This is a genomic window from Dietzia aurantiaca, from assembly GCF_021033825.1.
Taxonomy (GTDB): Bacteria; Actinomycetota; Actinomycetes; order Mycobacteriales; family Mycobacteriaceae; genus Dietzia; species Dietzia aurantiaca.
Genome location: NZ_JAIFXZ010000007.1, coordinates 45427 through 71615, shown reverse-complemented (window position 1 = coordinate 71615; position 26189 = coordinate 45427). Strand labels below are relative to the sequence as shown.

General features: G+C 68.5%; 22 protein-coding genes and 1 tRNA gene. 13 read left to right on the top strand and 10 right to left on the bottom strand.

All coding sequences use genetic code 11. The annotated features are described in order from the left end of the window. Positions 1 to 5 precede the first annotated feature (5 nt). The 5 genes from K3888_RS09365 to K3888_RS09345 form a co-directional block, all read right to left on the bottom strand. A complete protein-coding gene (locus K3888_RS09365; protein ID WP_230929997.1) occupies positions 6 to 1070 on the bottom strand; it encodes a CNNM domain-containing protein in 1065 nt (354 codons plus the stop codon). Continuing rightward, positions 1070 to 2446: a hemolysin family protein gene (locus K3888_RS09360; protein WP_230929996.1), complete on the bottom strand. Its 1377-nt coding sequence runs from the start codon at positions 2444 to 2446 to the stop codon at positions 1070 to 1072. The genes K3888_RS09365 and K3888_RS09360 overlap by 1 nt, the downstream gene beginning before the upstream one ends. Before the next feature lie 44 nt (positions 2447 to 2490). Beyond that, positions 2491 to 2937, bottom strand: coding sequence for a hypothetical protein (locus K3888_RS09355; RefSeq protein WP_230929995.1), 447 nt, complete (start codon positions 2935 to 2937; stop codon positions 2491 to 2493). Further along, positions 2934 to 3623 (bottom strand): hypothetical protein, encoded by a 690-nt coding sequence (locus K3888_RS09350; protein WP_230929994.1) that lies wholly within the window; start codon positions 3621 to 3623, stop codon positions 2934 to 2936. Before K3888_RS09350 ends, K3888_RS09355 begins: the two co-directional genes overlap by 4 nt. 174 nt (positions 3624 to 3797) lie before the next feature. After that, on the bottom strand, positions 3798 to 5009 hold the full coding sequence (locus K3888_RS09345; RefSeq protein ID WP_230929993.1) for an oxygenase MpaB family protein: 1212 nt from the start codon (positions 5007 to 5009) through the stop codon (positions 3798 to 3800). Between the two features lie 46 nt (positions 5010 to 5055). Here K3888_RS09345 and K3888_RS09340 point away from each other — a divergent pair, with 46 nt between their 5' ends. The 7 genes from K3888_RS09340 to K3888_RS09310 all read left to right on the top strand — a co-directional run bounded on the left by K3888_RS09340 (position 5056) and on the right by K3888_RS09310 (position 12787). Continuing rightward, the gene (locus K3888_RS09340; RefSeq protein WP_230929992.1) at positions 5056 to 5652 is read left to right on the top strand and encodes a TetR/AcrR family transcriptional regulator; all 597 of its coding nucleotides are present in this window, start codon (positions 5056 to 5058) and stop codon (positions 5650 to 5652) included. A gap of 82 nt (positions 5653 to 5734) precedes the next feature. Beyond that, complete coding sequence (locus tag K3888_RS09335) at positions 5735 to 6493, top strand: lytic transglycosylase domain-containing protein (RefSeq protein WP_230929991.1); 759 nt, start codon at positions 5735 to 5737, stop codon at positions 6491 to 6493. A gap of 61 nt (positions 6494 to 6554) precedes the next feature. Beyond that, a complete protein-coding gene (locus tag K3888_RS09330) occupies positions 6555 to 7355 on the top strand; it encodes a helix-turn-helix domain-containing protein (RefSeq protein WP_230929990.1) in 801 nt (266 codons plus the stop codon). Continuing rightward, complete coding sequence (locus tag K3888_RS09325; protein WP_230929989.1) at positions 7352 to 7897, top strand: TIGR03086 family metal-binding protein; 546 nt, start codon at positions 7352 to 7354, stop codon at positions 7895 to 7897. Before K3888_RS09330 ends, K3888_RS09325 begins: the two co-directional genes overlap by 4 nt. Before the next feature lie 173 nt (positions 7898 to 8070). Then, positions 8071 to 9816, top strand: coding sequence for an ABC transporter ATP-binding protein (locus tag K3888_RS09320; protein WP_230929988.1), 1746 nt, complete (start codon positions 8071 to 8073; stop codon positions 9814 to 9816). Further along, entirely contained in the window at positions 9813 to 11576 is a 1764-nt protein-coding gene (locus K3888_RS09315; RefSeq protein WP_230929987.1) for an ABC transporter ATP-binding protein, read from the top strand. The genes K3888_RS09320 and K3888_RS09315 overlap by 4 nt, the downstream gene beginning before the upstream one ends. 143 nt (positions 11577 to 11719) lie before the next feature. Further along, positions 11720 to 12787 (top strand): MDR family NADP-dependent oxidoreductase, encoded by a 1068-nt coding sequence (locus K3888_RS09310; protein WP_230929986.1) that lies wholly within the window; start codon positions 11720 to 11722, stop codon positions 12785 to 12787. Positions 12788 to 12871: 84 nt separating this feature from the next. On the opposite strand, the gene K3888_RS09305 is transcribed toward K3888_RS09310, so the two are convergent. From K3888_RS09305 to K3888_RS09295, 3 genes are all read right to left on the bottom strand, one after another. After that, positions 12872 to 13033, bottom strand: a complete 162-nt coding sequence (locus tag K3888_RS09305; RefSeq protein ID WP_230929985.1) for a hypothetical protein — start codon at positions 13031 to 13033, stop codon at positions 12872 to 12874. 141 nt (positions 13034 to 13174) lie between these two features. Next, the gene (locus tag K3888_RS09300) at positions 13175 to 14005 is read right to left on the bottom strand and encodes a hypothetical protein (RefSeq protein WP_230929984.1); all 831 of its coding nucleotides are present in this window, start codon (positions 14003 to 14005) and stop codon (positions 13175 to 13177) included. Next, a complete protein-coding gene (locus K3888_RS09295; RefSeq protein WP_230929983.1) occupies positions 14002 to 14862 on the bottom strand; it encodes a MerR family transcriptional regulator in 861 nt (286 codons plus the stop codon). The genes K3888_RS09300 and K3888_RS09295 overlap by 4 nt, the downstream gene beginning before the upstream one ends. Before the next feature lie 119 nt (positions 14863 to 14981). Here K3888_RS09295 and K3888_RS09290 point away from each other — a divergent pair, with 119 nt between their 5' ends. From K3888_RS09290 to K3888_RS09265, 6 genes are all read left to right on the top strand, one after another. Then, positions 14982 to 15272 carry a type II toxin-antitoxin system ParD family antitoxin gene (locus K3888_RS09290; protein ID WP_230930089.1) on the top strand — a complete coding sequence of 97 codons (291 nt, stop codon included), beginning with the start codon at positions 14982 to 14984 and terminating at the stop codon, positions 15270 to 15272. Between the two features lie 651 nt (positions 15273 to 15923). Then, complete coding sequence (eno, locus tag K3888_RS09285) at positions 15924 to 17201, top strand: phosphopyruvate hydratase (RefSeq protein WP_230929982.1); 1278 nt, start codon at positions 15924 to 15926, stop codon at positions 17199 to 17201. Between the two features lie 65 nt (positions 17202 to 17266). After that, on the top strand, positions 17267 to 18145 hold the full coding sequence (locus K3888_RS09280) for an FtsB family cell division protein (RefSeq protein WP_230929981.1): 879 nt from the start codon (positions 17267 to 17269) through the stop codon (positions 18143 to 18145). Positions 18146 to 18168: 23 nt separating this feature from the next. Next, a complete protein-coding gene (locus K3888_RS09275) occupies positions 18169 to 18720 on the top strand; it encodes a DUF501 domain-containing protein (protein ID WP_230929980.1) in 552 nt (183 codons plus the stop codon). Continuing rightward, positions 18717 to 19721 carry a Ppx/GppA phosphatase family protein gene (locus K3888_RS09270; RefSeq protein ID WP_308281956.1) on the top strand — a complete coding sequence of 335 codons (1005 nt, stop codon included), beginning with the start codon at positions 18717 to 18719 and terminating at the stop codon, positions 19719 to 19721. Before K3888_RS09275 ends, K3888_RS09270 begins: the two co-directional genes overlap by 4 nt. Positions 19722 to 19774: 53 nt before the next feature. After that, positions 19775 to 19848: transfer RNA gene (locus tag K3888_RS09265), tRNA-Leu, on the top strand. A gap of 48 nt (positions 19849 to 19896) precedes the next feature. Here K3888_RS09265 and K3888_RS09260 read toward each other — a convergent pair. Further along, positions 19897 to 21360: a P-loop ATPase, Sll1717 family gene (locus K3888_RS09260; RefSeq protein ID WP_230929979.1), complete on the bottom strand. Its 1464-nt coding sequence runs from the start codon at positions 21358 to 21360 to the stop codon at positions 19897 to 19899. A gap of 134 nt (positions 21361 to 21494) precedes the next feature. After that, positions 21495 to 26189: a DEAD/DEAH box helicase family protein gene (locus K3888_RS09255; protein ID WP_230929978.1), complete on the bottom strand. Its 4695-nt coding sequence runs from the start codon at positions 26187 to 26189 to the stop codon at positions 21495 to 21497.

The window sequence follows — 26189 nt, the reverse complement described above, 5'->3', positions numbered from 1 at the left end:
GTGGTTCAAGATATTCGTTCGGGCCCGGCGGAGTCGAGGAAGGGTCGTGGCTCGGGCAGGATCCTGCGCAGGATGTCGGCCACGGTCAGCACCCCGACGAACGTCCGGTCCTCGGTCACCACCATGAGTTGCTCGCTGCGCTCCCGCGCTGTCGCCAGCGCCTCGTACACGGGAGTCGCCCGGTCCAGGCACATCGCGGTGCGGGCCAGTGGTCGGGCGGGGGCGTCGTCGGGTTCGAGCAGCGTGTCGCGCACATGCACCACCTCCGGATCGCGGCGCCGGCCGCCATCGGGCCCCGGCTCGTCGAGGATCAGGATCCGCATGTGGTCGGTGCGGGCGGCGGCGTCCTGCACCTGTGCCACGGTGGCGTCGGCGGCCACCGCGGTCGGCGCGCGCCCGGAGTCCACGAGGCCGCCGACGGTGAGGTGTTCCAGTTCGAGGGCGCCGGCCAGCGGGGAGCGGATGGACGCCTCCAGCGCGCCAACCGCCGCCGAGTGCTCGACGAGTTGCCGGATGGTGTCGGCGTCCTGCCCGCCCACGGCCGCGCGGTCCACCGGCTCGACCCCGCTGGCGGACACCAGCCTGTTGGCCATGCGGTTGATCCACAGCAGCAGCGGCCGGAACACCCAGGTGAACGCCCGCGCCGGCACGCCGACCAGCCGGGCGGCCCGCTCGGGATCGGCGATCACCCACGACTTGGGAGCCATCTCGCCCACGACGAGGTGCAGGAACGTCACCAGCAGCAGCGACAGCACGAACGATGCACCGCCGGCCACCCCGCCGGGAATCCCGAGCGAGCCGAGCGCGGGCCCGAGCCAGGCGTCCACGGCGGGTTTGGTCACGGCGCCGAGCGCGAACGTGCAGACGGTGATCCCGAGTTGCGCCCCGGCGAGCATCACGGTGAGCTCGTCGATGCCGCGGATCGCCGCCCGAGCCGACGCGCTGCGCGGGGCGTCGACCTCCAGCCGGTGGCGGCGTGCGCCGAGGAGGGAGAACTCGGTGATCACGAAGAACGCGCTCGCCGCGATCAGGCCGAAAGTGGTGATGACGACGACAACGGGACTGCTCATCACAGACCGCCGATGTCGTCGTTGTCGTCGTCGACTTCCACCAGGCTGACCAGTACCTCGGCGGGGACGCGGTGTTCGACCCTGGCCACCGTGATCTCGACGGCGTACCGGCGCGGATCGGAGGCGACGAACTCGCGCGGCTCGACCGGCAGCCCGACGGTGATCGTCTGGCCCTCCCCAGGGAGCTCGCGGTGGGCGGCGATGGTCAGGCCGGCGATGGTCTCGAAGTCGCCGTGTGGAAGCTGGTGGCCGAGGGCGCGCTCGACTTCGTCGATGTGGACGTCGCCGTCGATGCGCCAGCGGTTGTCGCCGTCGGCCACGATGACGTTGTCGAACCGCTCGTCGTGCTCGTCGGTGAGCTCGCCGATCACCTCCTCGGCCATGTCCTCGATGGTCAGCACGCCGGCGAAGCCGCCGAACTCGTCGACCACCGCCGCCAGCTGCGTGCGTTCGCCGGTGAGCTTGGCCAGCGCGTCGGGCAGCGGCATGAGTGCGGGCAGCACGACCGGCGGGCGCATGAGGTCGGCGACGGTCGCGTCCGGGTCGGCGCCATGGTGCAGGAGGTCGGACAGCTGGATCACGCCGAGCGGCTCGTCGTCGGCGACCACCGGGTAGCGGGAGTGGCCCCGGGCCATGAGTTCGCGGACCTCGGACATGGTGAGTTGCGGTGGGACGGTGCTGGTCTGGGCGCGGGGGATCATGGCGTGCTCGACGGTGCGGTCGGGGAAGTCGAGGATCCGGTCGATGAGCATCGAGAGCTGTTCGGGCAGTTCGCCGCTCGCGCGGGAGTCGGCGACGATGCGCTCCAGATCCGCCGCCGTGGCCGAGGAGTCCAGATCCTCCGCGGGCTCGACCTTGACCAGCCGGAGCAGGCCGGTGGAGGCGCGGTCGAACACGATGATCAGCCAGCCGAACACGGCCAGGTAGATGCTGGTCGAGCGGGCGAGCGCGCGGGCGAGCGGTTCGGGGGCGGCGATCGCGAGGTTCTTGGGGTACAGCTCGCCGAATATCATCTGCACGATCGTGGACGCCGCGAGGGCGAGCACGGTGCCGACGCTGACGCTCACCGCCACGGGCACGCCCGCCACGCCGAGGAGTTCCCCCAGCGATTCGCCGACCAGCGGCTCGGCCACGAAACCCACGAGGAGGCCGGTGACCGTGATGCCCAGCTGCGCGCCGGAGAGCATGAAGGACGTGCGTTCGGTGATCTTGAGGACGCGCCCCGCCGTGGCGTCGCCGGCCTCGGCCTGCGCGGCCAGGCGGTTGCGGTCGACGGACATGTACGAGAATTCCTGCCCCACGAAGTAGCCGTTGGCCGCGATGATCACCAGGATCGTCACGATCCCCAGCAGGAGCACCAGAATCGTCGTGAGCATGGTGTGGCCGAGCGTACGTGCCCGACCGGCCCGGGCTCACCGGTTCAGATCACAGCGCCCAGAACGACCAGGCCCGCGGCCCCGCAGGCGGCCGCCACCAGCAGGGAGGCGAGGGTGCCGATGATGAAGCGCTCACTTACCGCCGGGTTCTCCCTGATCTCGGGGTAGCGGCCCAGGGCCTTGATCGCCACCACCACGGCGGCCAGCTCGAACCGGCCCGCGAGGATCGCGGCGGTCAGGCCCACGCGTTCGAGGATCCCGATCCACATCCCGCCGCGCAGCACCTCGCGGACCTCGCCGTCCGAGGGTGCGCTCTCGCGTCGGCTCACCACGGGGCTGCGCTTGTCTCCGCTGATCTCGACCGTGGGTGGCTCGGGCACGCGCGCCGAGCGCAGGACGAGCGAGGCGATGGGAGAGCCGATAGCTGCCGAGACGGCCAGCGTCGACAGCACCACCACGGCCACCGCGAGCCAGTCCGGCCAGGCGCTCATCGGTCGGCTCCTGTTCCCGGCGTGGCATCGGATCCGACGCGGGCGCGGATGCCGTCGCCCGGGCCGGCCCCGGTCGCGGCGGCGTGGGCGCCTGCCAGAAGCCGGTCGAGCGCCGGGTAGGCGGCCCGCTCCTGTCGGATGTGTGCCAGGCGTAGGGCCCCGGCGACGGAGGTCGGCGTGATGCCCAACTCCTCGGCGGCCGCGGCCTGGGTGGGGGAGCGGTCGACCGCGTCGACGGCGCGCCACTGCGCCTCGGTCCGCTCGAGCACGAGCCCGGCGACCAGCGTCCACACGGCTTCGCAATCGGCGGCCCAGGCGGTCGCCTCCTCGCCGGAATCGCCCGGAACCCGCACCGCGACGGAGCCGGTCATCGACTTGGCCGCTTCCACCGCTTCACGCGCGGCCAGGTAGGCGGGCCCCCGGCCGGCGCGGGTGCCGGTGGCGAACGAGTCGTCGTCGACCTCTCCCACCCCGACCCCGCAGTGCCAGTCGCCGTCACGCAGTGTCGTGAGTAGCGCGGCGCGGACGGCGGCCGGCTCGTCGAGCAGCCCCTGGACCTCGTCGCCGGCGGTGCGCTCGAACGCGGCGACGCACGGCACGTCCGCCTCCGCGAGCACCTCGAGGAGCCGCGGCACGCGGTCCCGGCTGGTGCGGCTGTGTCGCTGGTCGATCGTCAGCACGTACATGCGGTGATCGTGCCACACATCGCCGACATGAGGTGAAAAAGCCACATAGTTGTGAATGTGGCGAAATCGACTCATTGTTTAAACTGTGGCCCGGAGGCCTCTGCCCGCATCCGCCCTCCACGCGCACGGCACCCGTCGCCGGAGCGCCGGGCGTGGCGTTCGCCGCCCCGAACTTCAGTCGGTCTTCGGGCGTCCGATGTCCGCCTTAGCCTTGCCGAACGTCTCACGCTCCTGGCGGGCGTAGACCTTCCGGCCCCAGTCCTCGAGGCGGGCGCGACCGAACGGCGTGCGGTAGCGCAGCGTGTTGAGCCCGGCGATGTAGAAATGGGCCCACGGCGGACGGACGGGCAAGCCGAACTCGCGCATCGACTCGCGCCCGAGGAAGACAGTGAGCATGCTGAGCAACCGCTCGTAGGCGAACCACGCCTGGACGCGGGGGAGCGGTCCCGCCCGGTGGCGGTCGCGATGTGCCTGCACCAGCGCCTGCGTGAGCTGCGGGCCGGCCTCGCTGAGGTCGGCCTGGGCCTGAAGGATGTGGTAGTTGATGCGGTGCCGCTCGCGCTCGCGCTCGACCAGCATGTCGTCGTCCACGCCGAGCAGCCAGCCGACATAGCGCCACACGTGCATGATGTCGGCTGACTCCTGCCTGCTGACCGGCACGCCGAGCACGCGCACGCCGAGGAGCACCACGGCGTCGAAGAGTCCGAGGGTCGAGGCAAGGTCCGTCTGGTTGATGGGCAGGCCCCACTGATCGACGTCCCACCGCGGCTCCATGGAGTCATTGACCACCGCGTGCATGGCCCGGACGTGGCCCGTGAGCCGCCAGGCCTCACCGTGGGGGTCCAGACCACCGGGCAGCGAGAGCTTCATGGCCCAGTGCTGCGTCTCGGCGAGGCGGCGCAGCGTGGTCCCGCCGGTCAGGCCGCCGGTGGCCACCAGCAGGTCGGACGGGCCGCCGAAGCGGTAGCCGCCGATGAGCGACAGCTGCAACAGTACGTCGGCCGCATTCTGTCCGAACCGCAGGTAGGCCTTCTGGCCGCGAGCGATCCGGTCCCAGTCGACCCAGTCCGGGGTGGCCTCGAGCGTCTCGAGGTACTCGATGAGGACCGGCGCCACGCCGTCGCGCTCACGCAGACCCGCGGACCCGATCTCGAGGGCCTCACTGAGCTGCCGGTGGGTCACCGAACCCGGCTCACCCTTGCGCTTGCGCATGGCCTTGGCGAGGCCACTGCCGAGCTGGTCCTTCTCGGTGAAGCCACGGCCGAGTCGGTCCATCAACTCCTCGTCGAGGTCCTCGACCTTGGCCACACGCTTCAGCGTGCGCCCCATTCGCTCAGACCGCTTCTCTGCGGCGCGGTGACGGCCCGGAAACATGGTGGTGGTCATGGAGGTAACTATGACGCGAGTATTTACTCGCATACAATTCGCGTCTATGAGAAGGGTTCCCCAGCAGGCGAGATCCCGCGCAATGGTCGAGCGGATCGTGGAGGCGGCTCGCGTCGTGCTCGTGCGCGACGGCTACGAGTCGTTCACCACCAACCGTGTCGCGGACGAGGCCGCGGTCAGTCCGGGCTCGCTATACCAGTACTTCCCGGACAAGTCGGCGCTGGTCACCGAGGTGATGGACCGCTGGTCGGCGGAGATCTCCGACCGGGTCGCGGCTTCTCTCGCGGCTTCCGGTCCCGTCGACTTGCGGGACCCGGGGACCGTCCGGGCGATCGCCGACGCACTGCTCACGGCGATCGAGGCCGATGCCGGACTGCTGCGAATCGTGTGGGAAGAGCTGCCGGCCGTGCGTCACCGGGCCGCGCAGCACGCGCTCGAGCACCGGGTCCGCGAACTGTTGGCGGTGTACCTCGCCGCCGCGGGCGCGACCTCGGTCGACCCGGCTGCCCGCGCGTGGGTGATCGTCATGGCCGTGGAGAACGTGGCCGTGCGCTGGGTGCTTGACCAGCCGCCGATCAGCCGGGAGGCGCTGCTCGACGAGTTCAGTGCGCTGGCCGGCGGGTTCGGGGCGCGGAAGAGTTGAGTCCGACATCACGCCCGGCCCGCCGGGAATCCGGGTAGTCCCCGAGGCACTGCCGGACCGGGCTCGGGCAGACTGATCGGCGATGTCCACTCGATTCACTCGCGCTCACCGCGCCACCACAGCGACTGCGGGACTGTTGGTGCTGGCGGTGTTGTCGTCGTCGTGCTCCTACGGCCCCACCCGCGAGGCGCCCACGCCCATCCCGCCTGGGATCCCGCCCGGCGCCGGCGCCCCCGTGCCGGCCGTGGACATCCACGCGCCCGGCCGCACGTCCGACCAGCTGCGGCCGTGGGCCGAGGGCATCAACATGCAGATGAACATCCCGCTCGCCGCGCTCGCCGCCTACGGCAACGCCGCCGAGACGATGCGCCAGACCCGGCCCGAGTGCAATCTCGCCTGGACGACGCTGGCGGGGATCGGGCATGTGGAGACTCGTCACGGTCGGTACCGGGGGGCGTCCCTGAACGACGACGGCTACGCGCTCCCGCCGATCATCGGCATCAAGCTCGACGGCTCCCCGGGATTCGCCGAGATCCCCGACACCGACGGCGGTGAGTGGGACGGCGACACCGAACACGACCGTGCCGTGGGCCCGATGCAGTTCATCCCCGAGTCGTGGCGCAAGTACGGGCGCGACGCCAACGGCGACGGGCGGGCCGACCCCAACCAGATCGACGACGCCGCGATCGCCGCCGCCCGTCTGTTGTGCGAGAACGGGGGCGACCTCTCGGTGGCCGAGAACTGGCAGCGGGCGATCCTGGCCTACAACGCCTCGCAGGAGTACGTCATGCAGGTGCGGGACGCGGCCGCGGCGTATTCGGTGGGGACCACGGCGCCGTAGCCCGGAACCCAGGCGCCGTAACCCCCGGGCCCCCCGGCCGCGCCCGCCTACGATGGCTCTCATGCTGCGCACCGGCTGGTACGTCCCGGTCGAACCCCCCGACGAGTGCCTGCACCTGCTGCTGTGCGCGTGGACGGCCGTGCCCAGGGGGCGGCATCTGCTGGTCCCCGACGCGTGCTGCGACCTGCTGTGGCTCTCGTCGGGGCGCCTGCTGTTCTGCGGTCCAGAGACCACGGCGTGGTCGTTCGAACTGCCGCCGGGTACCACCGCGGTCGGCATCCGCTTTCGCCCAGGCGTTCCGGCCGCCCTGTTCGGCCTCGATCTGTCGCAGTACCGCGAGGCGCGAGTGGAGGCCGCGGAGATCCTCGGCGAGGAGACGGCGGCGGGCTGGTCCGGGCAGATCGCCGCCGCGGGCAGCCTCGACTCGAGACGAGACATACTGTGCGGCCTCGTGTCCGACCGATACGCCGCGGAGCATCCCGATCCGTTCGCCGAGGCGATTCTCGCCCGACTGGCTGCCGCGCCCCACGACGACGTCACCGAGCTGGCGGCGGCCCTGTCCACGCACCCGCGGACCCTGCACCGGCGATGCCTGCGCCTGTTCGGCTACGCGCCGTCCACCCTGGCGCGCCTGCTCAGGCTGCAGCGGTTCCTCGCGCTGGCGGCCACCGAGCAACGACCGACGCTCGCGGGGTTGGCGGCGGACTCGGGCTACGTCGACCAGGCGCATCTCGGCCGCGAGTGTCGGCGGATCACCGGGAAGGCTCCGGCCGCAATGTTGTCCGAGTACTTCTCGACGTTTCCGGATATGTCCGATCCGTACAAGAGCGGGCGGCGGTTCGGTGCTTCGATGAGGACATGAACGACACGATCAGCGAGCGTTATGAGCGCCTGTCCCGCCAGTTCTCCGAGATGCTCGACGACGTCCCTGACGGCGCGTGGACGGCGGCCACGCCGTGCGAGGGCTGGGACGTCCGGGACGTGCTGCAGCACGTCGTGGACACGAACCGCGACTTCCTGGGCCGCCACGTCGAGCTCGATCCCGCGACCGGTGACCTGCGCGCGGACTGGGAGTCCGTGCGCACGCTCACCCAGGAGGTCCTGCGAGACGGGCGGGGCGAGACCGAGTTCGAGGGCTACTTCGGGCCGACCACCGTCGCCGAGGTGATCGACCGCTTCTACGGCACGGACCTCCTCGTGCACCGCTGGGACATCGCCCGTGCCGCCGGCGCGACCGAGCACGAAGCGCTGGACGACGCCGATGCCGCCCACTATCTGGAGGTCGCGCGCTCCAACGGCGACGCGCTGCGGATGGACGGGGTCTGCGGTCCGGAGGTCCCCGCCCCGGCCGGCGCCACCACCGGTGAGCGACTCATCGCCTTTCTCGGTCGGCAGCCCCGCTGAGCGCCCGAGCGCCGGTCCCGGCCGCCCGGGAGACCTCGCCGATTCGCCGCTCCCGATCATCCACAGTTGGCGCTGTGGCAAGCCCGGTATGGCGCTGCGAGATTAGGTCACACTAACCTACTGGGGCGGCGACGCCCGGTCGTCGACACCACCGGCGGCGGGAGCTGACACACATGGCGGTACCCACAGTGACGCGCGAGGCGACGGCGCACGACACCGCGCCCGCGCCCGCCACGGCGAACGGGCTCCTGTGGCGTGCGATCTCCCGGCGCTGGCGCCTCGTGGTGCCCGGCCTGCTCCTCATGACGATGTGGCAACTGTCCGAGGCGCTGGTGCCTATTGCGATCGGCTGGATCGTCGACGCCGCGATCATCCCGCTCGACCGGCAGGCGATGCTGTGGTCGGTCGTGGGGCTCGTCGCGCTGTTCACGGTGCTCAGCTTCAGCTACCGCTTCGGCGCGCGGATGAGCAATCGGGCGCTGAACGAGGAGGCCCACGACCTGCGCGTCGAGGCCACGCGCGTCCCACTGGCCCGGCGCCGCGCGATGGAGGGGGCGAGCTCGGGCGGGGTGCTGTCGGTGTGCTCGGCCGACGCCGACGTGGCCGCGCTGATCTTCCGGCAGGTCGCGCTGGGCGGGTCGGCGGTGATCAGCATCGTGGGGATCTCGGTGTACCTGCTGTGGACCGACCTGATCGTGGGGCTGATCGTGCTGGTCGGCGTGCCGCTGAGTCTGGTGCTGGTCGCGCTGCCGAGCCGGGCGATCTCGCGCCACAGCACCGCGCAGCAGGCCGCGATCGGCGAGGCGAGCAGCCGCGCGACCGACATCATGACCGGACTGCGCGTCCTCAAGGCGGGCGGCGGCGAGCGCTGGGCGGCCGAGCAGTACCGCGTGGCCTCGCAGGGCGCGGCAGAGGCCGGCATCGTCACCGCCGAGCGGTCGGGGCGGGTCGCGGGGATCGGGTCGCTCGGCATGGCCGCGGTGCTGGTGATGGTCCTGGTGGCCGCCGGGTACCGCGTCGTGGCGGGTGAGATGGAGATCGGCACGCTCGTCTCGGTGGTGGGCGTGGCGGTGTTCTTCGAGGAGCCGGTGCGGATGATCACCATGATGGTCAGCGTGTTCGCGCGATCCCACGGCGCCGCGCAGCGCCTGGTGGACCTGCAGGGTTCGGCGCCGGTGGACGAGTCGGGTACCGAGGTCCCGGAGGGATCCCGCCTGGAGCTGCGTGGCCTCCCCCTGCCCGACGGCCGCGCGCTGGACCTGGAGGTGGCGCGCGGCGAGGTGGTGGCCTTGGTGGCCGAGCAGCCGGCCGCCGCCGACGCGGTGACCCTGGCGATCGCGGGCCACGGCGAGCACACCGACGCGGTCCTGGTCGGCGGGCACCGCCGCAGCGCCCTGGTGCCGGAACTGGCAGGCCACCTGGTGGTGGCCCCGCACCGCGTCGATCTGTTCGTGGGGACGATCCGGTCCAACATCGCCCTGCGGCACGGGAAGGTCGGGGCCGACGACGGGGTAGAGGTCGACGACGACGTCGTCCACGCGTCGGCGGTCGCCGAGATCGTGGAGCATCTGCCGGACGGGCTGGACCACGTCGTGCAGGAGGGTGGGCGCAATCTGTCGGGTGGTCAGCGGCAGCGGATCGCGCTGGCCCGGGCCCTGCACGCGGACCCGGACGTGCTGGTGCTGCACGAGCCGACCAGCGCCGTGGATGCCGTGACCGAGTGGGAGATCGCGCAGGCCGTGCGGGACATGCGGACGCGCCGGTCGGGGCAGGCCACGTTGATCGTGTCGTCGTCGCCCCCTCTCCTCGCGACAGCCGACAGGGTGGTCCACCTTCCCGCCCACGGTGAGCCGCGATCGGGCACCCACGCCGAGCTGCGCGCCGACTCGGCCACCTACCGGACGGCGGTCGATCGATGAGCACTACATCTGTACAGGAGGCCCCGGCCGCAACCGAGGCGCTGCCCCTGGCCAGCGCGCGCGAATCACTGGCGTTGCTCTGGCCGCTGCTGCGGGAACGCCGCGGTTTCCTGCTGCTCGTGGGCCTGGCCGGGCTGGTCGGCTCCGTCGCCGGATTGGTGGCGCCGTGGGTGATCGGCTGGCTGGTCGACGTCCTTCCCGATGCCAGCGACGGCGCCGTGGTGCTGGTGGGCGCCGGGGCGATCGCGGTGGCCGGTGTCGTGGGCGCGCTGTGCACGTGGGCCGGGCAGACCTGGCTCGCCCGGCTGACCGAGCCGACGGTGGCGCGGCTGCGCGAGATGGTGATGGACCGGTCGCTGCGACTCGGGGCGGCGCAGATGGAACGGACCGAGACCGGCGACCTGGTCTCCCGCGTGGCGGAGGACGCCCGCGAGATCAGCCAGGCCGCCACCACGGTGATCCCGCTGGTGGTGCAGTCGCTGTTCACGGTTGTCGTCTCCGGCGTGGGGCTGGTTGCCGTGGACTGGCGGCTCGGGCTGGTGGGGCTGGTGGCGCTGCCCATGTACTGGACGACGCTGCGCTGGTACCTGCCGCGGTCCGGCCCGATCTACGCGGAGGAGCGCGCCGCGTTCGGCACGCGGGCCAGCCGTCTCCTCGGCGGGATCTCCGGCTCGCGGACCCTGCACGCCTACGACGCCCAGGACTCCGAGCTCGAACGGATCACCGCCGCCTCGGGTCTGGCCCGCGACCTGTCGATCCGGGTGTTCTACTTCGTCACCCGGGCCTTCAGCCGGAACAACCGCGCCGAGGCGACGGTGCTGGCGTTGCTACTGGTCGTGGGGTTCTTCCTCGTGGATGCGGGGATGATCACCGCCGGCGCCGTGACCACCGCCGCGCTGCTGTTCCACCGGCTGTTCAACCCGATCGGTGCGCTGGTGGGGATGGCCGATCAGGTCCAGTCCGCCGGCGCCTCGCTGGTGCGGATGGTCGGGGTGATCACCATGCCGGTGCCCGAGCGGACCGCCGTTCCGAAGCCCGGCCCGCTCCAACTGTCCGGAGTCTCGCATTCCTACGGCGGGGACATCCCCGCGCTGGTGGACATCGACTTCTCGCTCGCTCCCGGCGAGGTGGTGGCCGTGGTCGGCTCCACCGGCGCCGGCAAGAGCACGCTCGCGCTGGTCGCCGCCGGCTCGGTGGTGCCGTCCCGCGGCGCCGTCAGCCTGGGCGGGGTGCCGATCGCCGATGTCGACCCGGTCGCGCTGCGCGAGCACATCACAATGGTCTCGCAGGAGGTGCACACCTTTGCCACGACCGTGGCCGAGAACGTGCGGGCGCCCCGCCCCGAGGCCGGCGACGACGACGTGCGCGCCGCCCTGCGGACCGTCGGCGCCGACTGGGTGGACGACCTGCCCGACGGGATCGACACGGTGGTCGGCGAGGGCGGCCATCCGCTCGATCCGATGCAGGCCCAGATGATCGCGCTGGCCCGCGTGGAGCTGGCCGACCCGGACGTGGTGATCCTCGACGAGGCCACCGCCGAGGCCGGCTCCGCCGGGGCTCGGCGGCTCGACACCGCGGCCGCTGCAGTGTTGAAGGGTCGCGCCGGGCTCGTGGTGGCGCATCGGCTGAGCCAGGCGGTCACGGCCGACCGCGTACTGGTGATGGAGCGCGGGCGGATCGTGGAGGCCGGCACGCACGAGGAACTCCTGCGGGCCGGCGGCCGCTACGCCGAGCTCGGCCGGGCGTGGTTCGGGGGCTAGGCGGGTAAGCACTGCCTGGAGGTGTCTGACGAGTCTCGCCAAAACTCTCCTCAATTGAACTCGGTTCATTTAGGGTTGTGTGAGCTGCCCCACACGGGGTGGGCCGGCCAGGGCTGACTCACACGACGGAAGGCGGGTCTTTGATGACCAGCACGGCAACGCACGGCACGACAATCGGTACCGCGGAACGCGTCAATCGCGAGGTCCGCCTGGTGCGGCACCCCGACGGTGCGCTCGCGGTGGGCGATCTCGAGGTTGTCCCCACGGAGATGCCCGTCATGGCCCCAGGGCACGTCCTCATCCGAAACCTGCTGCTCTCGGTGGACGCGGCTACCCGCCTGCGGCTCGATCCCGTCTCGCCTCCCGGGTACCTGCCGGCCCTCAAGCCGGGGGAGGCGCTCGCGGGGATGGTGATCGGCGAGGTGGTCGAATCCGACGTGGAGGGCTTCACCCCGGGGGATCTGGTCCACCACGACCTCGGCTACCGCGACTACGCGCTGGTCGACCCTGGCAACCAGGCGCTTGGCGTGGCCGGAGCGTTGACCAGGCTGGACCGCGAGCTGGGCCCGCCGGAGCTGCATGTGGGTCTGCTCGGGATGACAGGCCTGACCGCGTGGGCGGGATTGTTCGAGGTGGCGTCTCTGAAGCCAGACGACGTGGTGTGGATCTCCGCGGCCGCCGGCGCGGTAGGCAGTGTGGCGGCGCAGCTCGCCAAGGCGCACGGGTGCCGGGTGGTCGGCAGCGCGGGGAGTGCGGACAAGGTCGCTTACCTCGCGGATTCGCTCGGCCTCGACGGGGCGTTCAACTGGCGCGACGGCCTGGACGAACCGCTGGCGGAGCTGGCACCCGACGGGATCGACGTCTACTTCGACAATGTGGGCGGCGACCACCTGCGAGCCGCGCTCGACCATCTGCGCCCGTATGGCCGGGTCGCTTTGTGCGGCGCGATCGCCGGATATGACGGCCGGCCACCGCAGGCCCCGGAGAATCTCTTCGCGGCGACAAGTAAGGACCTCAACCTCAGGGGCTTCCGGGCGGGGACGTACGCGGATCGACTCCCCGAGGTGCGAAAGAACCTCGCGGAGCTGTGGGAGTCCGGCCAACTGAAGTTGGACCTGGCGCGGTACGAGGGACTGGAGGCCGCGCCAGAGGCGGTGGTGGACATGCTCTCCGGGCGGACGACAGGTAAGTGTGTGGTGTCGCTGGCGTGAGCGGCGATCTCCCTGACAAGCTGGGCCTGGGTGTGCTGGGCTTGGTGAGCTCGGCGCGCGGGGTGTCCGCCTCCGCGCCCGCGGTCAGAACGTGAAGCCCGGCGCGACCGAGCCCAGGAGCGGGAGGTAGACGTTCTCGGACAGGGATCCCGCGAGCCCGCCCGAACCCACGGCGGCCAACATCATGTTGATGACGCCCCCCACTCCGATGATCGCGCTTCCGGCGACGTCTCCGATCGAGTCCATGATGGCCACCCTCCCTCGTGCTGCCCCGGGTCGGTGCAGCGAATCTTGCGCCCCACGCTAGGACCCGGGTCCCATGGCGTCAACGATTCTCGAACTCTGAATGGTCCGTTGGCCGGGTACTCGGTCAGGACGCCGTCCGGTTCACGCTGCCGGCACCGCCTCGCGGAGTAGCTGGGCCGCGACGTCGTCGTCGTCGACATGCAGCCGCACCTCGCTGACCTCCCGCGTTTCGGGCCTGCCCCACGGCATCCCCGGCACCGCCGCCTCGACCGGCCGCGCGAGAATCACGGTCAGGCTGGTCCCGTCCGGCCCGGGGAGGGCGAGGATGTCGCGGTCGCCGTCGGTGTCGACCGCCGCGGAGGTGGGGGAGAGCCTGCGATCCCGGCGCACCTCGGTCACGTCGGAGAGTGGCACCCGGGCGCAGACGTGCGGACCGCTGCGGAGTACGAGTTCGCCGCCGACGATCAGGTGCGGCCGCACGATCCGCCCGGCGAGCAACCCCAGGATCATGAGTAGCGCGTAGATCCCGAGGAGGTCGAGGATCAGCCGCACGGTGGGCCACGGGATGAGCAGATGGGCGGCCACCAGCTCGATCCCGGCTGCGACCGAGAGCGCTATCGGGATGCCGAGTGTGCCGCGGGAGTAGCCGATCGCCACCGCGCCGGAGGGTACGTCCGGTCGCCGCGCGATCCAGCGGCCGAGCGAGGCGAACGTGCGGGCCTCGGCGGCCATCATTCGCAGGTAGGGGTCGTCGGCGGCGAGCGCGCGCAGGGCATCCCACCGTGATTCCGATCCGCGGCGGTGGCCGCGGTACCGGCGGACGTATCCGGACACCGAGACCGCTCCGAGCGGGACCTCCACGACCAGGAACAGTGCGAGCGCCACCGCGGGCGTGATCGTGCCGGTCGCGAGGAGGGCCGCATCGATGACGACGACGACAACCGCCACAGCCGGCAGCAGCCTGCCCGTCACGACAGCACGCCCAGTGCAGTGAGCGTGCGGCGCAGCACCTCGCGCTGGGCGGGGTCGGGGAGGAGCTGGTCGAGCGTGGGTCCGGTTCGATCGGCGGGCCGGTTCGGTTCGCTGGACGGTGTCGGCGAGTCGGCCGCGGGCGTAGGGCCGGCGACGAGCGCCCGGAGGTCGGCGTCGCTGAGGAGGGCGTCGACAAGCCGGGTGATCTCGGGCTCCACGTCGGCCGGTCGACGACCCTCGATGCGCTGGAATCCGGCGAGCAGGTCGAGGTAGGCGCGGCGACGGCCCGCGTCGGCGCCGATGGCCCCATAGCTCGCGGCCAGCGCACCGGGGAAGTCTCCGTGAAGGGCGACCAGGTCGAGAAGATCGCGTTCGCTGTCGAGCAGGGCGGCCAGCTCGGGGTCGGCGGCGGCCTCGGCTCTGCATGTCTCGAGGGCGCGGGCCACGGGCTCGGGCAGGAGCCCGGGCGGCAATCCGGCTGCGGCTCGCTGGGCGATCACGTCCAGTCGGTCCCGCTGCCGGGTGAGCTGCGCGATCTGCTCATCGATTCCGTCGCGGATGGCGGCCAGGTCGGCTGCAGCGTCGGCGGCGGGCTCGTGCGGTGCTGGATCGCCTCCGTTGCTGCCGCTGGTGCTGGCCCCGCCGGTCTCCGCCTCGAGGAGCGCGGCGACCTCGCGCAGCGGTACGCCGCAGCTGGACAGGAATGCGATTCGGGCGATGCGAGCCAGGTCGGCGACGTCGTACTCGCGGTACCCGCCGGTCGTGCGCGCGGGCTCGGCCATGACGCCCAGGCGGTGGTAGTGCCGGATGCTGCGTGCGCTGATCCCGACGATCTGGGCGACCTCACCGATTCTCATGCCCTGATCATGAACCTTGACACTGTGACAAGGTCAAGGGCCAAGGGCCTACACGGGTGCTCACGGGCGTCTAGCCAGAGGCGCATCGTTGGCATATTCTGCCAATTGGGGTGATCGGAATGCCGACGCGAAATGTGGTTCTAGGTCAGCAGCAGCACGAGCTCGTCGATGCTCTGGTGGCATCGGGGCGGTATCAGAACGCGAGCGAGGTATTGCGGGAAGGGCTTCGGCTGTTGGAACAGCGCGAGGCGGAGGATGCGGCAAGGCTCGCCGCGCTACGTGCTGCTGCAGATCGAGGGTGGGCCGACGTTGCAGCGGGTCGCTACATGGACATTGACCCTGCGGACCTGGACGACGTCATCGCGGACATCGGCGCGCGAGCTGTGGCTGACGGTCGGTCAGCTGGCTGATGGCGGAGGTCCGACTCACTCACAGTGCGCGGGACGATATCGCTTCGATTCTCGCGTGGTCGTACCAGCAGTTCGGTGAACAAGCTCGACAGCGATATCAAGAGCTGATCATCGCTGCACTAAGGGACGCTGCCGCTGCTTCCGTGATCCCCGCCTGGTCGAGCGCCCTGAGCTCGGGGAGCGGGTCGTTACGTGGCACCTGTCGAACAGCCGATTCCGGTCGACCGGTGGGCGTGTCAGTCGCCCGCGGAATTTTCTGATGTGCCGATTTGACGGGGACGTTCTTGTCATCGGCCGAGTACTTCACGACGCGATGGATGTCGGCCGCCACATCGACCCGGGCAAGGACTGGAGCTGAGTCAGGGCGGCTGGCGGCCGCGGGAGTGGGCCGAGTCGGCCGGGCGCTGATTGAGGCAAGAGGTACGCGCCCGGAATGCACCAATCCGGGCGCGTAAGTGGGCAAGAAACGCGCAGAGAGAGCGCGCAAGTCGGAGGGGACGATGGGCGGGGCCTCGGGCGCGCAAGTCGAGAGGGGCGGCGCAGCCTCGGCGCGACCGGCGGGGCGACGTGGAACAATGGCCCCCGGTGCCGCCGCCGGAGCGTGGTGCCAGCCCACAAGGCCGTTACCCAAGTCTTCCCCAAGGAGTACAGATGGCGCTTATCGAGCAGGTCGGAGCCCGGGAGATCCTCGATTCGCGAGGCAACCCCACCGTCGAGGTGGAGGTGCTTCTGGACGACGGCTCGTTCGGCCGCGCCGCCGTGCCGTCCGGCGCGTCGACCGGTGCCCACGAGGCCGTGGAGCTGCGCGACGACGACGAGCGCTACCTCGGCAAGGGCGTGACCAAGGCCGTGGATGCGGTCCTGGACGTGCTCGCGCCGGCCGTCATCGGGATCCCGGCTGAGGATCAGCGGCTGGTCGACGAGGCCCTGCTGGACGCGGACGGTACGCCCAACAAGGCCCAGGTCGGCGCCAACGCCGTGCTCGGCGTCTCGCTGGCCGTGGCCCGCGCCGCCGCCGAGTCGGCCGGTCTCGAGCTGTACCGCTTCATCGGCGGCTCCAACGCGCACGTGCTGCCCGTGCCGATGATGAACATCCTCAACGGTGGCGCGCACGCCGACTCGGGCGTTGACGTCCAGGAGTTCATGATCGCCCCCATCGGCGCACCGACCTTCCGCGAGGCGCTGCGCATGGGCACCGAGGTGTACCACCAGCTCAAGGCGGTCCTCAAGGACAAGGGCCTGTCCACCGGCCTGGGCGACGAGGGCGGGTTCGCGCCGTCGGTCGACTCCACCAAGGCCGCGCTCGACCTCATCGTCGAGGCCATCTCCAAGGCCGGCTACGAGCTGGGCACGGACGTTGCCCTGGCGCTGGACGTCGCCGCGACCGAGTTCTACAAGGACGGCAAGTACCACTTCGAGGGCAAGCAGCTCTCCGCCGCCGAGATGGCCGACGTCTACGCCGGGCTCGTCTCCGAGTACGCCCTGGTCTCGATCGAGGACCCGCTCGACGAGGACGACTGGGATGGCTGGAAGACCCTCACCGACATGATCGGCGAGAAGGTCCAGCTGGTGGGCGACGACCTGTTCGTCACCAACCCGCAGCGCCTGGCCGAGGGCATCGAGAAGGGCCTGGCCAACGCTCTGCTGGTCAAGGTCAACCAGATCGGCACCCTCACCGAGACGCTGGACGCCGTGGAGCTGGCCCACCGCAACCGCTACGCCAGCATGATGAGCCACCGCTCGGGCGAGACCGAGGACACGACCATCGCCGACCTCGCGGTGGCCTGCAACTGTGGCCAGATCAAGACCGGTGCCCCGGCCCGTTCGGAGCGCGTGGCCAAGTACAACCAGCTGCTGCGCATCGAGGAGATGCTCGGCGACGCGGCCCGCTACGCCGGTGCCGGTGCCTTCCCGCGTTTCAGTGCTTGATCAACGCAGTAAGGCCTGACAGTAGAAGTCACGGCTATAAGGACAGGTAGTCGAGAGGAGGGCTGATGGCCCGCCCACCGCGCCCCTCGGACCGCCGGGGTGACGGACGCGAACGCGCGTCGTCCCGGCGGCCCGGGGAGGCGTCGGGTCCTATCCGGCGCCGCAGTTCCGACCGCCGCGGCACCGACCGCACCACCGGGTCGGGCAGCAGCACTGCCGGCGACGCCGAGGCCGGCCCCGCCTCAGGAGCCGACCTCACCCGCCGGAGCGCGCCGCAGCGGCGCACGCCTTCTCGCGAACGGGATCGGCCCGTGCCGGCCTCAGCCAGGTCCAGCCGGGTCGGCACCACCGCGCATCCGGAGGCTCATCGCCTCACCACCCGCACGGATCTGTCCTCGACGGTCCTGGGGCCGAAGAACTACACGCCCCGGCGGATCGGACTCCTCGCCGTCGTCGCCATCATCCTGCTCATCACCGTCTCGTTCCCGCTGCGCAATCACTACCAGTTCCTCCGCGATGAGAAGGCGGTCATGCAGGAGCGGGCCGCGATCGAGGCGACGATCGCCGAGCTCGAGGCCGAGCAGGAGATGCTGTCCGACCCGGCGTTCATCGAGCAGCAGGCCCGCATCCGGTTCGGCGCGGTCAAGCCGGGGGAGACCCCGTACCGCGTGAGCACGGTCGACCCCGTGGAGGAGGCGGCGGCCGAGAAGCGGGCGGCGGAGATCGCGGCGTTGCCCTGGCAGACGCGCCTGTGGAACTCGATTTCCGTGCCGGCCGATCCGGTCATGCCGGAGGAGTCGATCCTCGACGGCACGTCGATCCCCGGCGGCCCCGACACCCCGCCCACCCCGGTGATGCCCCACCCCGACGGTGTCACCGACCCGGCTCAGCAGAACCCCGGCCAGCCTGACGCGGCCGAACCCGGCGCCGAACCCGCGCCGTAACTTGTCACAGGAGGACCCCCAGCGTGAGCGCTGAAGCACGCGTTTCCCAGGACGATCTCGACGCCATCGCCGCCCAGCTCGGCCGGCCGCCGCGTGGCGTGCTGGAGGTGTCGTACCGCAGTCCGGACGGCAAGCCCGGCGTGGTCAAGACGGCGCCGCGGCTCGAGGACGGCACCCCGTTCCCCACGCTGTACTACCTGACCGATCCGCGGCTCACCGCCGAGGCGAGTCGGCAGGAGTCGGCGGGGATCATGCGGGGGATGACGGCGAGGTTGGCCGAGGATCCGGAGATGGCCGCGAACTACCAGGCCGCGCACGAGCGGTACCTGGCGCAGCGGAACCAGATCGAGGACCTGGGCACGGATTTTACCGGCGGCGGCATGCCCGAGCGGGTCAAGTGCCTGCACGTGCTCATGGCGTATGCGCTGGCTGAGGGGCCGGGCGTGGTGCGGCTGGGGGATGAGTCGGTGGCGTTGGCGTGCGAGGCCGGGCTGCGTGGCACCGCCCTGCCCGCCGACTGGCCCACCCCCGAGGAGCTGGGGATCCCCGACTACCGCGACGAGGATCGGGCGTGACCTCTCCCGACTTCGCCGGCGCCGCCCCTGTGCGCGTCGGAGCCGTGGATTGCGGCACCAACTCCATCAGGCTCCTCGTCGCCGAGGGCATCTCCGGCCGTCCCGGGCTCACCGACGTCACGCGCGAGATGCGGATCATCCGCCTGGGCGAGGGCGTGGACGCCACCGGGCGCATCTCCGAGGGCGCGATCGCCCGCTGCCGCACCGCTCTGACGGACTACACGGCCACGATGGCTGAGCTCGGCGTGCAGGCCCTGCGCATGGTGGCCACCTCGGCCAACCGCGACGCCGCCAACAAGGCCGAGTTCTTCGACATGACCGCCGACGTGCTGGGCGAGCACTTTCCGGGTGCGGCCGCCGAGGTGATCAGCGGTCAAACGGAGGCGCAGCTGACGTTCGCCGGCGGGGTCGTGGATCTGGATCCGCGTAAGGGGCCGTTCGTGGTGGCGGACCTGGGCGGCGGGTCGACGGAGATTGTGGTGGGGGAGTACGACGACGACGGCGAGCTCCGCATTCTCGGTGCCCAGAGCCTGGACATCGGCTGTGTGCGCATCACGGAGCGGACGCTGCACTCGGACCCGCCGAGCAGCGGGGAGGTCTCGGAGGCCCGTCGCGTGATCGCGGAGGCTCTCGAGTCGGCGTCGGGGCTGCCACTGGGCCGGGCGAAGCGCTTTGTGGGCGTGGCCGGCACCTTCACCACGCTGTCTGCGGTGGCGCAGGGGATGGCCGAGTACGACTCCGCCGCCCTGCACAATTCGGTGATCTCGCTCGAGCAGATGCGCGAGGTGTGCGCCCGGCTGGTGGAATCGACGGTCGCGGAGCGCCGCGGCTTGGGGCCGATGCACCCGGGTCGCGCGGATGTGATCGGGGGCGGGGCGCTGGTGGCTTCTGCGCTGTGTGATGTGATGTCGGACAGGGCAGGGATTTCCAAGATCACGGTGAGTGAGAAGGACATTCTGGACGGCATCGCGATGTCGGTGTTGACCAGCCTGGCCGGCTGACGCCGGCCCGGGCGCTCTGCGTGCCCACCCGGTCCACACCCGGTGTGGGCCAGGCCCCCATAGCCCAATTGGCAGAGGCAGACGGCTTAAAACCGTTTCAGTGTCGGTTCGAGTCCGACTGGGGGCACCGAGGCTTCACTTGATCTACGGAGGCGTGAACACACGGAGAGAGTGCCTATCCGCGGGCAAGGTCCAGGGCCTCTTTAAGGCCCGGATGTACGCGGAACGAGCTAGAAGATGGATCGAAACGTGCCCTCGGGTCCTTGTACCGCCAGATCCACGCTGATCCACCGCCGCGCCCACCCGGTTTGAGATAGCTTACGACTGAAAACTCGAACAGTGTCGCCATCGCTGAGCTCGTGGATTCGTCAACCGCCAGAGTGCGTAGCTCGAGATTTGACTCGAACTGTTCCAACGAAAACTGCTCAGTGCCTATTGACTTCAGTACTTCGAGATAAACACTAAAGTTGGGGGAGTGTTTTGCGACTTCGTCGTCAAGCTCTCGAAGTAGGTAATCGGAGTACTCTTCGCGCGCTTCATGGATGCTTGAGTTATTGAACTGGCTCTCGGGTGGGCCGGCCTTGTGTGCGGTTAGAACTGTGTTGCAGAACTTGATCATGTCCCTTGGTCGGAGAAATGTTCGGTCACAGATATGCTTATATTTGTTCTGCCTGCTGGGCATCTCCTTCGTTTCGTCGAAGACGTCATTCCAATGAACGTGATCGCTGTGTTCAGTCTCTGAAAGAGCGATAGTGAACCGCTTTTCCATGAGTTCTTTGAGGGTTGGGCTACTGCCCGTGTCAGACCAAATTACTCGGGTTGAGTAGTTCTCGGCTATCTTATTTTTGTCTTCAAATTTCAAGTCCTCAAAAATGTCGTCTCGGAGAAAAATTGCGGGGCAAAAGTTCTTGTTTTCATCGCGGGCTTGGATGAAGAGATCCCGGGCTGCCATTATTAGGCCGGATAGCCTCGCTGAATAAGATGAATCTTCTGGGTCAAACCCCAGATCCAATTGGTCAAAGCAGATGAAATAAGAAATTGATGGGTTGAGCGTGCTCATTACTGTGGACGCGAGCATTCGGTTAACATCTTGGATATGGATAGGGAGATCGCGGACACGAATGCTGTTAAGGTCGCCCGCGATCGCACCAAGGTTAAGGCGCCCCTTTAGTTGAAGTATGCGCTCGGGGGAGAATAATTGTGTCATGTCTGGGTTGCGCGACCCATATGAATCGACCATAAATGCTTCGAGTCGACTGAGTGCTTCATGAGCGTCGTCGCTCCAAGGTTGACTTTGATCTTGATTGAGGAGTATTTTTGCTAAGGCGATTAAGATTAGATACTTCCAACTGTGTATGTATCTCCTTTCGACAGGGACTCCCGTCTCTTCTTGCAGCTTGTGATGTGCCCATGGGTAATCGTCAAAAGAGTACCCGAATGCAAACTGGTCAAAGGACTGCTCGGTAACGAGACGCTTGTAAATGGCAGTTTTGCCAGCGCCCTTTCGGCCCAGTACTAGGAATCGCTGCTGTGCTCTTATCTGTAGGTATGCAGGATGGTCCTCGAAGCAGTCTCGAAGCAATTCGTCGGCGTCTGCGTCGATTGCTCCGAATGAGTCTATTTGGATAAGTTCTTTCACTTATTCCCTCAGTTTCAGTACGGGGTTGATAGGTCATTTTGGTGACCGTCGGAGAGCTCTACTTTACCGTGCACGTTGCCGTTTTTGGGGGTGCTCGAAGAGTTTGCTTGAGAAAGCCTCGCTTGCACTGTGTGTCACGGTCGCGGGGAAGCTGTTGTGGCGAGGGGTTCGAAGTTTATGTCCGACTTGTATGAGCGCATCTGATCGAGCAGTCGCAATGCGTCCTCGCGCTTTAGCACTTCGTGGTGTCGGTCGTTGAACGCGTTGCGGAGGCAGCCGAAGCAGCTCGTCTCGAGACCACAGTCGCAGTTATCGACCCTGCGGTGTGCTTCGTCGAGCACCGTGGTGATGTTCTCGGTGATCTTCCGGGCTGCGCCGGCGCCGGCCGGGACGGTGTCGTAGAGAACGATCGACCGTGTCCGTTTTGACCACGAAAGCGTGGCATCGATGTCGTCCCGAGAGATCTCCAGCCCTTCTGATGCCCCCTCAAGCAGGGCATACATCAGGGAGAGCATGGCGTTCGGGTTCGCATCGACGAGCCCTCGAGGAACGATTTCCGCGGTGTCGGTCTGATAGCGGTGGCCCAGCGCGACAAGCTCAAAGCTGCCTCGACAGTCCGCTCCGGTGAGAGGGTTCGTGTGGGCGGCGGATCGGTCTCCCGAGTGCGGCTTGGCCCATCCGCAGTTACTACAGATTCGGTAGCCGGCCCCCATCCCCTCGGAGAGAACCACCATCTGAGCACGGACACCCGAGGTCGCGGTTGTGGTTGTGGTGCCGCCAACAAGTTCTACCTGGGAGATCGAGTCCCCAGGGTACTCAACGAAGGAGGAACCGACAGTCCCCCGAGATGGCGGGGCCGACCCTACGGGCTCGGGCTGCGGTTCAGCGACAAAACCCCACTCGGGGATGATGAAGCGTTTGATTGATCTGCTGCTGAATTCCGTTTCACATACGGGGCAGGTTGGTTCGGCGTTTTCTAGAGAGAGCGCAGTTTGGAACGCGCCGCAGTCGGTGCAGACGCGGTACTCGTGTCGAACGAACGCCTTGCCAGGCTTCTTTGCCACTGCCCGCGACGTCCACAGTTTCCCGGCGGCTACAACTTGGTTTCCAGGTGCGTAGTCGAGGATGGCCAGCGCAAGATCACGGTCGAGTTCGAGCTTCTGACCGGCGGGGTCAGGTGAATGGTTGGTGCGCAAGCCAACTGTGTCGACCGGGAATCCGTACTTGGGGAGGATGTTCTTCTGGGCCAGTACGGCGAGCATCTGGCGGCCCTCGACTGTCCGCAGGGTCCGCTCCAATAAGCTGGCGAACTTGTAGTTCTTCTCGGCCGCAGCGTTGTCCTGCAGCTCGGTGAGTTGTGCCCTTTCCAGACGGAGTTCTTCGGCTACGGACTCGAACCGCTCGATCAGGTGGCGGACCCAGCCGTGTTCGGCCACATCGAGCTCATCGTGGAGCTCCTCGGGCACGACCCGCGCCACCGCATCGGCGATGTGTGACGGAACTGGCGTGAGGAATGGTTCGATCTTCCGCCATGCTTCATCCGCTGGGTTGTCCGCGGACAAAAGGTCGGCCACACGGGGGAACTCGCGACCGAAATCCTCGTACTGGCTCCGTAGGAACTCGGCCACAACGATCGAGTGGATATGTCGCCTGGCGATCCGCTCGTTGTCAATCGGCACCCAGGGAACGCGCATGACGCCGCTGATCATGCCGGTGGGGTCTTGGAAGCGGGCGAGATCCCGCGGTCGACGCTGGGCGTAGGTGGTGACGAATGCTGCAGAGTCCGAACGTCGGCCTGCCCGCCCGGCACGCTGAACGTAGTTGGCGGTTCGCGGAGGCATATTGCGCATGACCACTGCCTGGAGGTCACCCACGTCCACACCCAGCTCGAAGGTGGTGGAGCAGGACAGCACGTTGATGTCGCCCCGGATGAAGCGGTTCTGAATCTCCAGCGCCTCTTCTGCAGTCCATTGCGCGGTGTGTTCGCTGGCGGACATGGGGGCGAGCGCCATGGACCGGTACAGATGCCGGTAGTGGTTCTCTTCCTCGAGGAGTGACGGGATCGGGGCCAGTTCCAGTGCCCCGTCGCAGTTCAGCGTTGGGCACACGTCGAGCGCGTTGTGGGCGGTACGGGACCGGCAGACCGAGCACCGCCACCACTGTGCCGTGATACCGGGCCGAAGCTCGATCATCCGGTGGTCGAGCTGGCTTGTCCCCACGGTAGGCGTGTTGTCTTTGAGCCAACCGAGTCCGTTTCCCCGGCTTCCGCCCGCTCCGAGAACCATCCACAGCCTGTCGAGATACTCGCGGGCCTGGTCACGCTTGCCGACCTTCTCCAGGACCCGTTCGAGGTAGTTGAGCCGCTTGTTTGTGCCGCGGGTGGGAGCCCAGGACAGTTGCTTGCGCCGACGGTCGGAACCATCCGAGCGCATAGAGATCACAACATTGCGCGGGGCGAACAGTTCGTCGGTGGCGTCAACACCGTCGGGCATGGTTACTGCACCCTGGCGTCGGACCATCGCCGCCAGCTGCTGCAGGACGGCTCGCGCGCCATCGGTATCGAGTGCTTTGACGAGGGGCGGAGGAAGCGTGGCGTCCGCCGGCAGACGCATGCTCACGTGGAGCAAGCCCAGGCCTTCCAGGGATTGGCGGGTGTCTGTGCCGATGAGATCGGACATGAGCCATGTGGCTACGGCCCGGTCGGTGTGGCGCTTGGAGTCTGTCGCTTCGAAGAGGTGGGCCTTTCGGCCCACGGGGACGGCGTCGGCCACCAGGTCATCGATGGTGGCCGGCTCGTTTCGGTAGTACGGAGAGTCGATGGTCTGGGTGAGTAGGCGACGCTGGACCAGACGGGAGTAGGTTCCGTTGAGGTAGGGCGCGGCGTACGCGGCGGCCTGCCGCGAGTCGCTGAACATGAGGAGCTTGCGTCCCTGCCCGACCAGATCGCGCGACTCATCCTTGGCGATGGGAAGCTGCTGGTAGAGGGACGTGGTGACGACCGCGGCGGGAGCGTCGCTGCCCAGGTCGAGTCGGCGGATGAGGTGGTTCTTTCGCGCTCCACAGTGGATGCAGGTCGACAGGCCCGCCTTGCTGGTGTGGAGCGCGAAGATGGGCCGGATGGTGCCCTTGCCGCACCCGGAATGGCAGGTGGTGACGGGGCTCTCCGAGAGGTCGCCGCAGCCTGTGCACAGCCAAGTGGGGGTGGTGACGACGACGTCGTCGTCCGAGGCCAGAACCGTGTCGTCCTCGTCCACCACGACATCAGCAGTATCCAACAGTGCATACCACTTCGCCTTGTCGGAGCGTCCGGTGACGGGGATCAAACGGTCGTCCTCGACCTGGCCGGCGAGATGCACGGTTCCGCACGAGGTGCAGGTAGCGAACTCGAACATCGCCGCATCGCAGGTGGGGCATTCCTCGTGGCGGGCCAGGGCCACGTGGGGTCCGGTTTCGGACAGGCAGGCGAAGGCGCCTTCAGTGGCGCGGACGAAAAAGTGATAGCGCGCGGACAGCACCGGGTGGCCATTGCCGGCTGATACGCGGCCGCCCAGACGAACGAGGGTTTCGAGCAGGCGGTCGGCGTCCTCCCGTCCTGGCCAGATCTGCTCGGCGAGGACGCGAATGTCTACAGGGCCGTCGGCGAGCGCGGCGCGCAAGGCGATGATGTGGTGCTCGTGGTCCAAGGCCTCGCCGGCGGAGGCCATTCCGGAGAGCTGTACCAAGCGCGCGGAATCGGGGCCTGCATCTGCCTCCTGCACGCCCCAATCGTCCGTGGGACCCGCGACGATTTCGAGAAGCTGCTCCGGGGTGAGCTGCCAGGTGGCTGCGTCCGGGGAGGTGATCTTCACCGCGTGGACCACGTCCTGCCGGGCGGGGTCTGAAGAGTACTCGAAGTCTGCGTTGAACAGCTCCGAGGCGAAGGAGGTGACCTCGGAGGGCTCACCATCCAGAGACGCCGAGGTGGCGACGTACTGCAGACGCTCGTAGGGGGCTACCCGGTCCTTGAGGCGGCGCAGCAGCATCCCGACCTCGGCCGCTTGGGCTCCGTCGTACACGTGGGCCTCATCGAGCGCGACGAAACGCCAGGTCTGGGAACCGTGGGATGCGAAGAGCTCGATGTCCCGAGGACGCAAGAGGAGGTATTCGAGCATGGCGTAGTTGGTGAGGAGGATATGGGGCGGGTCCGCCTGCATCTCCTCGCGGCTGAGCTTCTCGTTGGGCAGCAGTGGCTCACCGGGATGGAGGGACTTGAAGTGCCGCTGGGCGTCTTTTGTGGTGTGCTTGGTCTCCCCGGTGTAGCGCCCGAAGGTGATCTCGGGGACGTCGGCCAGGAGTGTTCGGAGCCGCTTGAGTTGGTCGTTGGCGAGAGCGTTCATCGGGTATAGCAGCAGTGCTCGGACACCTGGGCCCAAGGTGCCCGCCGCGCGTTCGGCCATGAGGTGGTTGAAGATCGGCAGCAGGAAGCTCTCCGTCTTGCCCGAGCCGGTGCCGGTTGTCACCACTACGTTGCGGCCGGCCACCACCTTGCGGATCGCGTTCTCCTGGTGCGCGTACAGCGGCCTCTCCAAGGGGAGGGCGGGGCTGGAGAGCCGCGCGAATGAGGGCTCCAGCACTCCCTCGTCAATGAGATCGTTCAGCGACTGGCCCGCGGCGTAGGGCGGCGTTGTCTCGAGCAGTGGACCCTTGGTGAGATCGCGAGATCTACCCACCTCACCTACGAACTCGTTGCGAAGACTCGCCTCCTTCGGGTGGAGGATTGTGGTGAGGTACCGCTTGTACGTCGTCTCGATGTTTCGGGCGGTGATCAGCGGATCGAGGATGTCAGTCAC

What these genes read in the sequence shown, in the direction of transcription:
- K3888_RS09365 (WP_230929997.1), bottom strand. Translation starts at nt 1,070, where the DNA reads ATGAGCAGTCCCGTTGTCGTCGTCATCACCACTTTCGGCCTGATCGCG.
- K3888_RS09360 (WP_230929996.1), bottom strand. Translation starts at nt 2,446, where the DNA reads ATGCTCACGACGATTCTGGTGCTCCTGCTGGGGATCGTGACGATCCTG.
- K3888_RS09355 (WP_230929995.1), bottom strand. Translation starts at nt 2,937, where the DNA reads ATGAGCGCCTGGCCGGACTGGCTCGCGGTGGCCGTGGTGGTGCTGTCG.
- K3888_RS09350 (WP_230929994.1), bottom strand. Translation starts at nt 3,623, where the DNA reads ATGTACGTGCTGACGATCGACCAGCGACACAGCCGCACCAGCCGGGAC.
- K3888_RS09345 (WP_230929993.1), bottom strand. Translation starts at nt 5,009, where the DNA reads ATGACCACCACCATGTTTCCGGGCCGTCACCGCGCCGCAGAGAAGCGG.
- K3888_RS09340 (WP_230929992.1), top strand. Translation starts at nt 5,056, where the DNA reads ATGAGAAGGGTTCCCCAGCAGGCGAGATCCCGCGCAATGGTCGAGCGG.
- K3888_RS09335 (WP_230929991.1), top strand. Translation starts at nt 5,735, where the DNA reads ATGTCCACTCGATTCACTCGCGCTCACCGCGCCACCACAGCGACTGCG.
- K3888_RS09330 (WP_230929990.1), top strand. Translation starts at nt 6,555, where the DNA reads ATGCTGCGCACCGGCTGGTACGTCCCGGTCGAACCCCCCGACGAGTGC.
- K3888_RS09325 (WP_230929989.1), top strand. Translation starts at nt 7,352, where the DNA reads ATGAACGACACGATCAGCGAGCGTTATGAGCGCCTGTCCCGCCAGTTC.
- K3888_RS09320 (WP_230929988.1), top strand. Translation starts at nt 8,071, where the DNA reads ATGGCGGTACCCACAGTGACGCGCGAGGCGACGGCGCACGACACCGCG.
- K3888_RS09315 (WP_230929987.1), top strand. Translation starts at nt 9,813, where the DNA reads ATGAGCACTACATCTGTACAGGAGGCCCCGGCCGCAACCGAGGCGCTG.
- K3888_RS09310 (WP_230929986.1), top strand. Translation starts at nt 11,720, where the DNA reads ATGACCAGCACGGCAACGCACGGCACGACAATCGGTACCGCGGAACGC.
- K3888_RS09305 (WP_230929985.1), bottom strand. Translation starts at nt 13,033, where the DNA reads ATGGACTCGATCGGAGACGTCGCCGGAAGCGCGATCATCGGAGTGGGG.
- K3888_RS09295 (WP_230929983.1), bottom strand. Translation starts at nt 14,862, where the DNA reads ATGAGAATCGGTGAGGTCGCCCAGATCGTCGGGATCAGCGCACGCAGC.
- K3888_RS09290 (WP_230930089.1), top strand. Translation starts at nt 14,982, where the DNA reads ATGCCGACGCGAAATGTGGTTCTAGGTCAGCAGCAGCACGAGCTCGTC.
- eno (WP_230929982.1), top strand. Translation starts at nt 15,924, where the DNA reads ATGGCGCTTATCGAGCAGGTCGGAGCCCGGGAGATCCTCGATTCGCGA.
- K3888_RS09280 (WP_230929981.1), top strand. Translation starts at nt 17,267, where the DNA reads ATGGCCCGCCCACCGCGCCCCTCGGACCGCCGGGGTGACGGACGCGAA.